Origin of the sequence: Actinoplanes solisilvae (assembly GCF_003999975.1) — a bacterium.
Taxonomy (GTDB): Bacteria; Actinomycetota; Actinomycetes; order Mycobacteriales; family Micromonosporaceae; genus Actinoplanes; species Actinoplanes solisilvae.
In genome coordinates this window covers 394,230-406,998 of the sequence record NZ_RJAC01000001.1, presented here as the reverse complement: position 1 = coordinate 406,998, position 12,769 = coordinate 394,230, and the positions used below count along the sequence as shown (strand labels likewise).

Below are 12,769 nucleotides of genomic sequence, written 5' to 3'. Positions count from 1 at the left end.
GGCCCATCGCATGGCACACTGCACGGTGTGATGCTCTACGACTGCCGTACGACCGCGGACCGGGATCGCGGCATCGCCGCCGCCATCGAGGCGGTCAAGAGCGGTGAGCTGGTCGTCATGCCGACCGACACGGTCTACGGCGTCGGGGCCGACGCGTTCACCCCGCACGCGATCACCTCGCTGCACCACGCGCGCAGCGTCACCAACCAGGTCCCGCCGCCCGTGCTGGTCGGTTCCCGTCACACGCTCGACGGCCTGGTCTATTCGCTGCCCAAGGCGGCGCGCGAGCTGGCCGACGCGTTCTGGCCCGGCGCACTGACCCTTTACGTCGAGCATTCGCCGAGCCTGCAGTGGGATCTCGGCGACACCGGCGGCAAGGTGGCCGTGCGCATGCCGCTGCACCCGGTGGCGCTCGAGGTGCTGCGTGCGGTCGGGCCGATGGCGGTCACCACGGCCAACAAGGTCGGCCAGCCGGCGCCGGCCACCGCCGAGGCCGCCCGCGACCAGCTCGAGTACGCGGTCCGCATCTACCTCGAGGCCGGCGCGGCCCACGACCCCGCGCCGAGCACGATCATCGACGTGAGCGGTGACGTGCCGATGGTGCTGCGGGCCGGCGCCATCCCGCTCGAGAAGCTGCAGGACGTCGTGCCCGACCTGCTGGCCCCGGAGGCCTGAGGTGGCGACCTTCACCGTCCTGCACGTCTGCATGGGAAACATCTGCCGATCGCCGATGGCCGAGCGCCTGCTCTCCCGGGCGGTCCGCGACCGCGTCGGCGAGCAGGGCGACCAGCTCGTGCGCAGCGCCAGCGCCGGCACCGGCGGCTGGCACGAGGGCGAGGAGATGAACCCGCCCGCGGCCCGCCAGCTCCGTTCCCGTGGCGGCTCCGACGAGGGCTTCGAGGCCCGCAAGCTGCGCGGCGACTTCATCGACGAGGCCGACCTGATCCTCACGGCCACCGCCGACCAGTACGACTACGTGGTCGCGCTCCGTCCCGACGCGGCCGCCCGCACCTTCGTGACCGGGGAGTTCGGCCGGCTGCTGAGCGGCGTCGACCCGGTCGCGCTGCCCGAGCCCAAGCCCGACGACGTGTACGACCGTGGCGTCGCGATCGTCGCGGCCGTCCACCTGCTGCGCGGCAACGACGGCCCGCGGCCGGGCGACGACCTCGACGACCCGTGGGGCCGGGGCGACCAGACGTTCCAGCGCATCGGGGACGAGATCGAGGACACCACCGTCCCGTTCGCCACCCTCCTCCTGCCGTGAGCCGCATCGTCCGGCCCGACGCCGAGGGCCTGCGCCGGGCGGCCGACCTGCTGCGGGCCGAATCGGTCGTCGCCTTCCCCACCGAGACCGTCTACGGCCTGGGCGCGAACGCGTTCTCGGCCAAGGCCGTGGGCGAGATCTACCGGCTCAAGAACCGGCCCACGTGGAACCCGCTGATAGCCCACGTGGCCAACGTCGAGGCGGCCCGCGCGCTCGCCGAGACCTGGCCCGACGTGGCCAACCAGCTCGCCGCCCAGTTCTGGCCCGGGCCGCTCACGCTCGTGCTGCCCCGGGCCCGCCACCTCGACGGCGTGGGCGCGAGCGACGACACCATCGCGATCCGGATCCCCGACCACGAGGTGGCGCTCGGGTTGCTGGAGGCCTCCGGACTGGCGCTCGCCGCACCCAGCGCCAACCGCTCCGAGGGCATCTCGCCGACCACGGCCGAGCACGTGCTGCGCAGCCTGCCCGACGTGCCGCTGGTCCTCGACGGCGGCCCGGCGACGTGGGGCATCGAGTCGACCGTGCTCGACGTGACCGGTGAGACGCCGAGGCTGCTGCGGCCGGGTGCGCTGCCCCTGCGCGAGCTGACCGACGTGATCGGCTGGATCGACCTGCCCGAGGAGGCGCCCGACGACGGCGCCGCCCGCCCCTCGCCCGGAATGAGCCGACGCCACTACGCGCCGCGGGCCACCGTGGTCCTCGCGAAGGACGTGCGCGACGTCGACCGGGCCGGGCTGGCCGGGCCGATCGGCGTGCTGACCTACGAGACCGCCGACGTCGACGGGGCCGAGATCCTCTCGGCCGACCCGCGCGAATACGCGGCCGACCTCTACGCCGCGCTGCACCGCCTCGACGACGCGGGTGTCGCGACGATCCTGGTGCAGGAACCGCCGCGTCACGAGGACTGGCTGGCCGTCCGCGACCGCCTCGGCCGGGCCGCGACTAAGTAGGGGTCGTGGCGCCGCGCGCGATGTTGCGGGCCATGCCGTTGAAGATGAAGCCGTGGAAGGGCAGCACGGCGGCCCAGTAGGCGTGCCCGGCCAGACCCCGGGGCAGGAAGATGGCCCGCTGGCGATAGACGCTGCCGCCGTTGCCGTCCGGTGAGGCGCGCATCTCGAGCCAGGCCCGGCCCGGCACCCGCATCTCGGCGCGCAGCCGCAGCAGCTTGCCCGGCTCGATCTCCTCGACCCGCCACCAGTCGAGCGCCTCACCGACCAGCAGATGCTGGCTGTCGCGCCGGCCCCGGCGCAGCCCGACCCCGCCGACCAGCCGGTCGAGCCAGCCACGCACCGACCAGGCCAGTGGGAACGAGTACCAGCCGTTCTCGCCGCCGACACCTTCGATGACCCGCCACAGCGACTCGACCGGCGCCTTGACCGCGCGGCTGCGCTCGTCGACGTAGATGCTGCCGCCCGACCAGTCCGGGTCGCTCGGCAACGGTTCGGCCGCGGCGTCCCGTCCGGCCGCGTTCGACCAGCGGGTCTCCACGTTCGCGTCGCGGATCTTGCCGAGCGCGACCCGGACGGCCTGCTCGAAGCCGAGCGGCTCACCCGGCGCGTACTCGCGGATGTCGTTCTCGTGCGCGACCGCCTCGTGCACCAGGCTGGCCACCAGGGGCCGGGCGATGGCGTTGGGCACCGGAGTGACCAGACCGACCCAGTGGGCCGACAACCATGGACTCAGCGGCCGCAGCGGCACCACCACGCGCCGGTGCAACCCGGCCACGTGGGCGTAGCCCTGCATCATCTCGGCGTAGGTGAGCACGTCCTTCCCGCCCACGTCGAAGCCGCGGTTGACCTCGGGCGGCATCTTCGCCGCGGCGATCAGGTAGCGCAGCACGTCGCGGACGGCGATCGGCTGGATGCGGTTGCGCACCCAGCGCGGGGTGACCATGACCGGCAGGCGCTCGGTCAGGTACCGCAGCATCTCGAACGACGCGGAGCCCGAGCCGATGATCACCGGCGCGCGCAGGACGGCGGTCGGCACCCCGCCGGCCAGCAGAATCCGGGCGACCTCGGCCCGCGAGCGCAGGTGGGGCGAAGGGCGCTCGCCCGCCGGAGGCTCCGGGCCGCCCAGGTAGACGATGCGGGTCACACCGGCCGCCCGGGCCGCCGCGGCGAAGTTCTTCGCGCCCTGTCGGTCCAGTTCCTCGAAGTCGGGCCGGCCCAGCGAATGGACCAGGAAGTACGCCACGTCGACGCCCTCCAGCGCCGCGGGCAGCGTCTCGGCCCGGTTCAGGTCACCCTCGACCACCTCGGCCCGGCCCGCCCACGGCACGTCTCGCAGCCGGGCCGCGCTGCGCGTCAGGCACCGCACCTCGTAGCCCTCGTCGAGCAGGCGGGGCGCGAGCCGCCCGCCGATGTATCCGGTCGCACCGGTCACCAAGCACCGCATAAAAGCAGACTGTGCCCGTCCTGACCACGTCATAAGCCATATGCTCGAAAACGGCGACGTTGCCTGACCACGTCGTCTGACCGGGGAGGGCACGTGGACACCTTCTGGGGGCCGGACTTCACCGCGCTCGAGCGTGCCGATCCGGAGATCGCTCGTGTCCTGCTCGCCGAGGCCGAGCGCCAGCGGACCGGGCTGCAGCTCATCGCCAGCGAGAACTTCACCTCCACCGCCGTGCTGGCCGCGCTCGGGTCGACCCTGTCGAACAAGTACGCCGAGGGTTATCCGGGGGAGCGCTACTACGGCGGTTGCGCCGAGGTCGACTGTGCCGAGCGGCTCGCCGTCGAGCGGGCCAAGGAGCTCTTCGGCGCCGAGCACGCCAACGTCCAGCCGCATTCGGGGACGGCGGCCAACCTCGCCGCGTACGCCGCTCTGGCCGAACCCGGTGATCCGGTGCTGGCGATGGGCCTCGCGCACGGCGGGCACCTCACGCACGGCAGCCGGGTCAACTTCAGCGGCAAGTGGTTCCACCCCATCGGCTACCGGGTCAGTCCGGCCACCGAACAGATCGACTACGACGAGGTACGCGACCTCGCGCTGGCCCACCGGCCCAAGGTGATCATCTGCGGCGCCACGGCGTACCCGCGCTTGATCGATTTCGCCCGGTTCCGTGAGATCGCCGACGAGGTGGGCGCCTACCTGGTGGTCGACGCGGCCCATTTCATCGGTCTGGTGGCCGGTGGAGCGATCCCGTCGCCGGTCCCGCACGCCGACGTCGTCACCTGTACCACTCACAAGGTGCTGCGCGGCCCGCGCGGCGGCCTGATCCTGTGCCGCGCCGAGCTGGCCCAGCGCATCGACAAGGCCGTCTTCCCGTTCAGCCAGGGCAGTCCGATGATGCACGTCGTCGCGGCCAAGGCGGTGGCGTTGCGCGAGGCCGCCACGACCAGCTTCCAGGCGTACGCCCGGCAGGTCGTCCACAACGCTCAGGCGCTCGCGGCCGGGCTCGCCGACGAGGGCGCCCGCCTGGTCGCCGGCGGCACCGACACGCACCTCGCCGTGGCCGACCTCAGGGCCCTCGGCGTCACCGGTCGCGACGCCGAGGCCCGCTGTGAGCTGGCCCGCGTCACTGTCAACAAGAGCGCGATCCCGTACGATCCTGAGCGACCCGCGGTGACCTCGGGCATCCGGGTGGGCTCGCCGAGCGTGACCACCCAGGGGATGCGAGAGGGCGAGATGCGACAGATCGCCGCTCTCATCGGCGCCGCCGCGCGGAGCGATCCGGGCACGGCGGCGGGGGCGTCCCGCCTGGCCGACGCCGCGGACGAGGTGGCCGGCCTGGTGCGACGGTTCCCGGCGTACGGGCGGCAGGAGGCGATGGCATGAGTTCGGATACCGATTACGACCTGGAGAGGCAGCGCGCGCTCGAGTTCCAGCGGAAGCAGGCCGCGGAGGAGGAGGACGACCGTCCACTCCCCGATCTGCCCCCGCTGCCGGCCGACCCGCGCTGGCGGGTTCAGCACCTGCCGTTCCTCAGTGCCGTGTCGTTCGCCCTGCTCCTCTTTGCCGCGTCGGCCGGTTTCCTCACCGGCGGCCCGTCGTCGGCCGTGGGGGCCGCGGCCGGGGTGCTGATCGTGACGGTCAGCTTCACCATGTCGACTTTGGTCATCGCGTGGGCCGACACGGTGCGGCCCGCTCTGCTGATGCCGCTGGCCCTGCTCACCTATGTGTTCAAGTACAGCGCCCTGGGCGTGGTGCTCGCTTTCGGCGTGTCGACCGACTGGCCCGGAAAGAACGCTCTCGGCTGGGGAATCGTCGCCGCGGTCGTGGTGTGGACCGCCGTCCAGGCGTGGTGGTTCCACCGCCTGAGTCGCCCGAAGTGATCGTTAAGGAGCCGTTTTGCCTCCTCAGCGTTCAGTTCGTGGTTTGTTGACCACGAAACGGTGACGTGAACGCTTGTGTGTTGTCCGGTTATGGCGAAGGGGGAGTACCGTGTCCTTCCAGTTGCGAGACCCCTGACGCCTGGACAACTGCGGTTGTGCGGGGGGTCCCGCTTAGCCTGCCTTTTCCTGCTGATATCGTTCGGGCCGTCATGACCGGTCAAGAACCCCCCAAGAATCCCAGCGGTAACGACGATCCGCCCCCGCCCGACACCGGCATGGGGATGACGGCCGTCGCCTACCTCATAACGGGCATGTTGGTGTGGGGAGGGGTCGGTTTGCTGGTCGACCACTGGGTCGGGACCAAGGGCATCTTCGCCGGAATCGGTGCGGTCGTTGGTATCGGCGGCGGTGTCTACCTCATCGTGCGCCGTCTCGGCGCCTGACAGGAAGGGCTACGGTGGCCGGTCAGTTGTCAGTCCTCGCAGCGGAAGTTCCATTCCCGCCTACGGTCGAGGATTTCTACCTGCCCAGCATCGTGCCGTGGGGCGCGCACAACGACTACTGGTTCACCAAGATCACGCTGCTCATGTGGATCTCGGTGGCCGCGATCATCATCTTCTTCCTGGTCTCGTACCGGAAGCCCAAGCTCGTCCCGACCAAGAAGCAGTGGATCGCCGAGAGCATCTACGGCTTCGTGCGGAACAACATCGCGGTCGACATGCTCGGGAAGCGCGGCATCAACTTCGCGCCCTACCTCACGACGCTGTTCATCTTCATTCTGATCATGAACTTCTGGGCGATCGTGCCACTGGCACAGATCTCGCCGAACTCGCACATCGCTTTCCCCGCGATCCTCGCGGCGATCAGCTACGTGATGTTCATCTACATCGGCATGAAGCACCACGGTGGCTTGAAGTACTTCAAGCACGCGCTCATCCCGCCCGCGCCGTGGTTCATTCTCCCGCTGCTGATCCCGATCGAGTTCTTCTCGACGTTCCTCGTGCGGCCGTTCTCGCTCGCCGTCCGTCTCTTCGCGAACATGTTCGCCGGCCACATGCTGCTGCTGGTGTTCACGCTGGGCGGCTTCGCGCTGATCAACGCCAACGTCTGGTTCGCGCCGTTCTCGGTCGTCTCGTGGGCGATGTCGATCGCGCTGACCTTCCTGGAGTTCCTGGTCATCTGCCTCCAGGCCTACGTCTTCACGGTGCTTTCCGCGAGCTACGTCCAGGGCGCGCTCGCCGACGAGCACTGAGTTTCCACGTATCACCTCGCAACACCCCGTTTGTCGTCCCGCGTGAACGTCACGCGAGATACCAGGAGGATCCTGAAATGCTTCTCTCCGAAGTTGTCGGTAGCACCGCCGCCATCGGCTACGGCCTTGCCGCGATCGGCCCCGGCATCGGTGTCGGCCTCGTCTTCTCGGCCTACATCCAGTCGACCGCCCGTCAGCCGGAGTCGTCCCGCCTGACCCTGCCGTACGTCTGGATCGGCTTCGCGGTTATCGAGGCGCTGGCCCTGCTGGGCATCGCCTTCGGCTTCATCTGGGCCGGCTAGTTCTTACGCGCTGCCTCGTTAGGAGGTGTCCATGATCACCGAAGTTCTGACCGTCGCGGCCGAGGCCGGCGAAGGGGAACACAACCCGATCATCCCGCTCTGGCAGGAGATCGTGGTCGGCAGCATCGCGTTCGCGATCCTGTGCTTCGTGCTGATGAAGTTCGTCTTCCCGATGATGGAGAAGACCTTCGCGGCGCGGGTGGACGCGATCGAGGGCGGCATCAAGCGTGCCGAGGCCGCCCAGGCCGAGGCCAACCAGCTCCTCGAGCAGTACAAGGCTCAGCTCGCCGAGGCTCGCACGGAAGCCGCGCGCATCCGTGACGAGGCTCGCGCCGACGCCGAGGGTATCCGTCAGGACATCCTGGCCAAGGCTCGCGAGGAGTCGGACCGCATCATCGGCGCCGGCCAGGAGCAGCTCAACGCGCAGCGCGAAAGCATCGTGCGCGACCTGCGCTCCGAGATCGGCACGCTCGCGGTCGACCTGGCCAGCAAGATCGTCGGCGAGGCTCTCGCCGACGAGGCGCGCCGCCAGGGCACGGTCGAGCGCTTCATCGACGAGCTCGGCGCGGCCGGCTCGGCGGGCGGGCGGCGCTGATGGCGTCGAGCGTCAGCCGGCAGGCCTACGCGGCGGCGGAGGAGAAGTTCGCCTCCGCCACGACCACGGCTACGTCCGCGCAGGTCGCGACGGCCGCCGACGAGCTCCTGTCGGTGGCGGGCCTGCTGCGGACCCAGCCCCGGCTGCGCCGGGCGCTGACCGACCCGGCGCGCTCCGGCGCCGACCGGGCCGGGCTGGTTCGCACGCTGCTGGGCGGCAAGGTCTCCGAGGTCACCGTCGAGACGCTGGCGACCCTCGCGAACGGCCGGTTCTCCCGGCCGGCCGAGATCCTCGACGCCGTCGAGCGCCTCGGCGCCGACGCGCTGCTGGAATCGGCCGACAAGGACGGCAAGCTGGCCGAGATCGAGGACGAGCTGTTCCGCTTCGGGCAGATCGTCTCCGGCAACGCCGAGCTGGCCGTCACGCTGAGCGATCCAGGTGCGCCGATCGAGCGCCGGGCTAAGCTGGTGGAGGGCTTGCTCAAGGGCAAGGCCCAGCCGGCCACTGTTCGGCTCGTCGAGGTGGCGCTCGAGGGGTTCGGCGGCCGCAGTTTCGAGGGCTCGTTGACCCGGCTGGTCGAGCTGACCGCCGCGAAGCGTGACCGTCAGGTCGCGTACGTGACGGTGGCCACGCCGCTCACCGACGCCGACGAACAGGCGCTGGCTGCGAAGTTGTCCGACATCTACGGCCGGCAGGTCTCGTTGAAGGTCGACGTCGATCCCGCGATCATCGGTGGCGTCAGCGTGCAGGTCGGCTCCGACCTCTACGACGGCACTGTCCTGCGCCGGCTCAACGCCGCGAAGCAGGCATTCGCTAAATAGCAATTCTTCCCTCGGCTTGCGGCGACGCCGGCCGAGCAGCCCCCTCGGTGGCGGGAACGTCCCGAGCTAGACAGAGAAGGCAGAGGATGGCCGAGCTGACCATCTCCTCGGACGAGATCCGGGGGGCGCTAGAGCGCTACGTCTCGTCCTACACGCCCGAGGTCTCCCGCGAGGAGGTCGGCATCGTGTCCGACGCGGGCGACGGTATCGCGCACGTCGAGGGCCTGCCCTCGACGATGGCGAGCGAACTGCTCGAATTCGAGGACGGCACGCTGGGCCTCGCCCTGAACCTCGACGTCCGCGACATCGGCGTCGTCGTCCTGGGCGACTTCTCCGGCATCGAGGAGGGCCAGCAGGTCAAGCGGACCGGCCGCGTCCTCTCGGTTCCGGTTGGCGACGCCTTCCTCGGTCGCGTGGTCGACCCGCTGGGCAACCCGATCGACGACCGCGGCGAGATCGTGAGCGAGGGCTTCCGCGAGCTCGAGCTGCAGGCGCCGAACGTGATGAACCGCCAGCCGGTGAAGCAGCCGCTGCAGACGGGCATCAAGGCGATCGACGCCATGACGCCGATCGGCCGCGGCCAGCGCCAGCTGATCATCGGCGACCGCAAGACCGGTAAGACCACGGTCGCGATCGACACGATCATCAACCAGCGCGCGAACTGGGAGTCCGGCGACCCGGAGAAGCAGGTTCGCTGCATCTACGTCGCGATCGGCCAGAAGGCGACCACCATCGCCTCGATCCGCGGCACGCTGGAGGAGCAGGGCGCGCTCGAGTACACGACGATCGTCGCGGCTCCCGCGTCCGACCCGGCCGGCTTCAAGTACCTCGCGCCGTACACCGGCTCGGCCATCGGCCAGCACTGGATGTACAACGGCAAGCACGTCCTGATCGTCTTCGACGACCTGACCAAGCAGGCCGAGGCCTACCGCGCCGTGTCGCTGCTGCTGCGCCGTCCGCCGGGCCGCGAGGCCTACCCGGGCGACGTCTTCTACCTGCACTCCCGCCTGCTCGAGCGCTGCGCCAAGCTCTCGAACGAGCTGGGTGGCGGCTCGATGACCGGTCTGCCGATCATCGAGACGAAGGCCAACGACATCTCGGCCTACATCCCGACCAACGTCATCTCGATCACCGACGGCCAGATCTTCCTGGAGACCGACCTGTTCGCCTCGGGTGTCCGCCCGGCGATCAACGTCGGCACCTCGGTGTCCCGGGTGGGTGGCTCGGCGCAGGTCAAGGCGATGCGCTCGGTCTCCGGCCGTCTGCGTCTCGACCTGGCCCAGTTCCGTGAGCTGGAGGCGTTCTCCGCCTTCGCGTCCGACCTCGACCGGGCGTCCCGCGCCCAGCTCGAGAAGGGCGTACGCCTGGTCGAACTGCTCAAGCAGCCGCAGTACTCGCCGTACTCGGTGGTCGAAGAGGTCATCGTGATCTGGGCCGGCACCACCGGCCAGCTCGACGACATCGCGGTCGGCGACGTGCGCCGCTTCGAGCAGGACTTCCTGCAGTGGATGAAGCGGCACCGCAGCGACACCGTGACGGCGATCTCGACGACCGGTCTGCTGACCGACGCCGACGTCGAGAACCTCCAGAGCGGCGTGAACGAGTTCAAGGAGCTCTTCAAGCGCGGCGAGTCCGGTTCCTCGGTCAACGAGAACCCGGCCGAGCCCCTCGAAGAGGGCCGCCAGACGCGTGAGACGGTGACCCGCGAGGTTCCCCGTCCGGCCGAAGGCCAGTAGTCATGGCCGGTCAGGTACAGGCCCTCCGGCGGCGCATCCGCACCGTCCGGTCGACCAAGAAGATCGCGAAGGCGCAGGAGCTGGTCGCCACCAGCCGCATCGCCAAGGCCCAGGAGCGGGTTGCCGCCTCGAAGCCCTACGCGGAGGCGATCACCCAGGTCCTGACCGCCCTTGCGTCCAACGCGACGATCGACAACCCCCTGCTGGTCCCGCGCGAGCGGGTCCGGCGGGCGGGTGTCCTGCTCATCACGAGCGACCGCGGCCTGGCCGGCGCCTACAACGCCAACGCCATCCGCACCGCCGAGCAGCTGATCGAGCGTCTCAAGGCCGACGGCAAGGAGCCGGTGCTCTACGTCGTCGGCCGCAAGGGCATCGGCTACTACCGGTTCCGCAACCGTCCGATCGAGGCGAGCTGGTCGGGCTTCTCCGAGCGGCCGTCGTTCTCCGACGCCAAGACCATCGGTGACGCCCTGCTGGAAGCCTTCATCGCCGGCGCGGACGACACCGACGCGACCTACGGCCCCGACGGCATCCAGGGCGTCGACGAGCTGCACATCGTCAGCACGCAGTTCAAGTCGCTGATGACGCAGAGCTCCGAGGCGCACTTCCTGGCGCCGATGCAGGTCGAGACGCGCGAGGTCGAGCCCGGGTTGCGTCCCGCGTACGAGTTCGAGCCGGACGCCGACGAGCTGCTCGACGCGCTCCTGCCGAAGTACCTCAACACGCGGATCTACGCGGCGTTGCTGGACTCGGCGGCGAGCGAGTCGGCGTCGCGGCGGCGGGCGATGAAGAGCGCGTCTGACAACGCGGACGACCTGCTCAAGCGGTACACGCGCGAGATGAACTCCGCGCGGCAGGCCGCGATCACCCAGGAAATCAGTGAGATCGTCGGCGGCGTCGAGGCGCTGTCCTCGGCAGGAAGTGATATGTGATGACTGCTGTAGCTGAGCCCACCAAGGCGCAGACCGGTGTCGGCCGAGTCGTCCGGGTCATCGGCCCGGTCGTCGACGCCGAGTTCCCTCGCGACGCCATGCCCGACATCTTCAACGCGCTGCACGTCGACGTGACCCTCTCCGAGGGCACCAAGACGCTGACGCTTGAGGTCGCCCAGCACCTCGGCGACAACATCGTCCGCGCCATCTCGATGCAGCCGACCGACGGTCTGATCCGGGGCGCCGAGGTCACCGACACCGGCTCGCCGATCTCGGTGCCCGTCGGCGACGTGACCAAGGGCCACGTGTTCAACGCCCTCGGCCAGGTGCTCAACGCCGACCCGGCGACCCTGGACATCCAGGAGCGCTGGTCGATCCACCGCAAGCCGCCGGCGTTCGCCGACCTCGAGCCGAAGACCGAGATGCTGGAGACCGGCATCAAGGTGCTCGACCTGCTCGCGCCGTACGTGCGCGGTGGCAAGATCGGCCTGTTCGGTGGCGCGGGCGTGGGCAAGACGGTGCTCATCCAGGAGATGATCATCCGCGTTGCCCGTAACTTCGGTGGTACGTCGGTGTTCGCCGGCGTGGGTGAGCGCACCCGCGAGGGCAACGACCTCATCCTGGAGATGGAGGAGGGTGGCGTTCTCGACAAGACCGCCCTCGTCTTCGGCCAGATGGACGAGCCGCCGGGCACCCGCCTGCGCGTCGCGCTGTCCGCGCTGACGATGGCGGAGTACTTCCGGGACGTCCAGAACCAGGAGGTGCTGCTCTTCATCGACAACATCTTCCGGTTCACCCAGGCCGGTTCCGAGGTCTCGACGCTGCTCGGCCGCATGCCGTCGGCCGTGGGTTACCAGCCCACGCTGGCCGACGAGATGGGCGAGCTGCAGGAGCGGATCACCTCGGTCCGGGGCAAGGCGATCACCTCGCTGCAGGCGATCTACGTGCCCGCCGACGACTACACCGACCCGGCGCCGGCCACCACCTTCGCCCACCTGGACGCGACCACGAACCTCGAGCGGTCGATCTCCGACAAGGGCATCTACCCCGCCGTGGACCCGCTGGCCTCCAGCTCGCGGATCCTGGCGCCCGAGTTCGTCGGCGCCGAGCACTACGCGGTCGCCCGTGAGGTGCAGCGAATCCTGCAGAAGTACAAGGACCTGCAGGACATCATCGCCATCCTCGGTATGGACGAGCTCTCCGAGGAGGACAAGGTCACGGTGCAGCGGGCTCGCCGCATCGAGCGTTTCCTCTCGCAGAACACGTACGCCGCCGAGCAGTTCACCGGCGTCCCCGGCTCGACGGTCCCGCTGAAGGAGACCATCGAGGCGTTCAAGAAGATCAGCGAGGGGGAGTTCGACAACTACCCCGAGCAGGCCTTCTTCATGTGCGGTGGCCTCGAGGACCTCGAGAAGAACGCGCACGAGCTGATGAAGGGCTGATTTCGCCCTCCGGCGACTCAGTGTGAGTGAAGCCGCGCCGACCGTACGGTTGGCGCGGCTTTACCATGTCCCGCGAAAACCTGCGTCCGTTTTGTGACGTTTTACTCCAGCGGGAGTGGGCGGATCTGGCTAATGTTGTCGGACGTCG

14 protein-coding genes are annotated in these 12,769 nt (G+C 69.6%); 13 read left to right on the top strand and 1 reads right to left on the bottom strand.

Going from position 1 to position 12,769, the window contains the following annotated elements:
- Positions 1-30 precede the first annotated feature (30 nt).
- From EER30_RS01875 to EER30_RS01865, 3 genes are read left to right on the top strand one after another with little or no spacing between them, the layout of a single operon-like run.
- Positions 31-675 carry an L-threonylcarbamoyladenylate synthase gene (locus EER30_RS01875; RefSeq protein ID WP_127499269.1) on the top strand — a complete coding sequence of 215 codons (645 nt, stop codon included), beginning with the start codon at positions 31-33 and terminating at the stop codon, positions 673-675.
- A 1-nt stretch (position 676) separates the two neighbouring features.
- Positions 677-1,264: an arsenate reductase/protein-tyrosine-phosphatase family protein gene (locus EER30_RS01870; RefSeq protein ID WP_127497616.1), complete on the top strand. Its 588-nt coding sequence runs from the start codon at positions 677-679 to the stop codon at positions 1,262-1,264.
- Positions 1,261-2,217, top strand: a complete 957-nt coding sequence (locus EER30_RS01865; RefSeq protein ID WP_127497614.1) for an L-threonylcarbamoyladenylate synthase — start codon at positions 1,261-1,263, stop codon at positions 2,215-2,217. Before EER30_RS01870 ends, EER30_RS01865 begins: the two co-directional genes overlap by 4 nt.
- Here EER30_RS01865 and EER30_RS01860 read toward each other — a convergent pair.
- Positions 2,210-3,661, bottom strand: coding sequence for an SDR family oxidoreductase (locus tag EER30_RS01860; protein WP_127497612.1), 1,452 nt, complete (start codon positions 3,659-3,661; stop codon positions 2,210-2,212). The two genes, EER30_RS01865 and EER30_RS01860, sit on opposite strands and share 8 nt — an antisense overlap.
- A gap of 93 nt (positions 3,662-3,754) precedes the next feature.
- Between EER30_RS01860 and glyA the strand changes: the two genes are divergently transcribed.
- The 10 genes from glyA (at position 3,755) to atpD (ending at position 12,621) form a co-directional block, all read left to right on the top strand.
- Positions 3,755-5,044, top strand: a complete 1,290-nt coding sequence (gene glyA / locus EER30_RS01855) for a serine hydroxymethyltransferase (protein WP_127497610.1) — start codon at positions 3,755-3,757, stop codon at positions 5,042-5,044.
- Positions 5,041-5,541 carry a hypothetical protein gene (locus EER30_RS01850; RefSeq protein ID WP_240669705.1) on the top strand — a complete coding sequence of 167 codons (501 nt, stop codon included), beginning with the start codon at positions 5,041-5,043 and terminating at the stop codon, positions 5,539-5,541. The genes glyA and EER30_RS01850 overlap by 4 nt, the downstream gene beginning before the upstream one ends.
- Before the next feature lie 209 nt (positions 5,542-5,750).
- Entirely contained in the window at positions 5,751-5,984 is a 234-nt protein-coding gene (locus EER30_RS01845; RefSeq protein WP_127497608.1) for a hypothetical protein, read from the top strand.
- Positions 5,985-5,998: 14 nt separating this feature from the next.
- Complete coding sequence (gene atpB, locus EER30_RS01840) at positions 5,999-6,793, top strand: F0F1 ATP synthase subunit A (protein ID WP_127497607.1); 795 nt, start codon at positions 5,999-6,001, stop codon at positions 6,791-6,793.
- A gap of 77 nt (positions 6,794-6,870) precedes the next feature.
- Entirely contained in the window at positions 6,871-7,095 is a 225-nt protein-coding gene (locus EER30_RS01835; RefSeq protein WP_127497605.1) for an ATP synthase F0 subunit C, read from the top strand.
- A gap of 31 nt (positions 7,096-7,126) precedes the next feature.
- Complete coding sequence (locus EER30_RS01830; RefSeq protein ID WP_127497603.1) at positions 7,127-7,690, top strand: F0F1 ATP synthase subunit B; 564 nt, start codon at positions 7,127-7,129, stop codon at positions 7,688-7,690.
- Positions 7,690-8,511 (top strand): F0F1 ATP synthase subunit delta, encoded by an 822-nt coding sequence (locus EER30_RS01825; protein ID WP_127497602.1) that lies wholly within the window; start codon positions 7,690-7,692, stop codon positions 8,509-8,511. Before EER30_RS01830 ends, EER30_RS01825 begins: the two co-directional genes overlap by 1 nt.
- Positions 8,512-8,597: 86 nt before the next feature.
- Positions 8,598-10,247, top strand: coding sequence for a F0F1 ATP synthase subunit alpha (atpA, locus tag EER30_RS01820; protein ID WP_127497600.1), 1,650 nt, complete (start codon positions 8,598-8,600; stop codon positions 10,245-10,247).
- 2 nt (positions 10,248-10,249) lie between these two features.
- The gene (locus EER30_RS01815) at positions 10,250-11,179 is read left to right on the top strand and encodes a F0F1 ATP synthase subunit gamma (protein WP_127497598.1); all 930 of its coding nucleotides are present in this window, start codon (positions 10,250-10,252) and stop codon (positions 11,177-11,179) included.
- On the top strand, positions 11,179-12,621 hold the full coding sequence (gene atpD, locus EER30_RS01810) for a F0F1 ATP synthase subunit beta (protein WP_127497596.1): 1,443 nt from the start codon (positions 11,179-11,181) through the stop codon (positions 12,619-12,621). Before EER30_RS01815 ends, atpD begins: the two co-directional genes overlap by 1 nt.
- Positions 12,622-12,769: the final 148 nt, after the last annotated feature.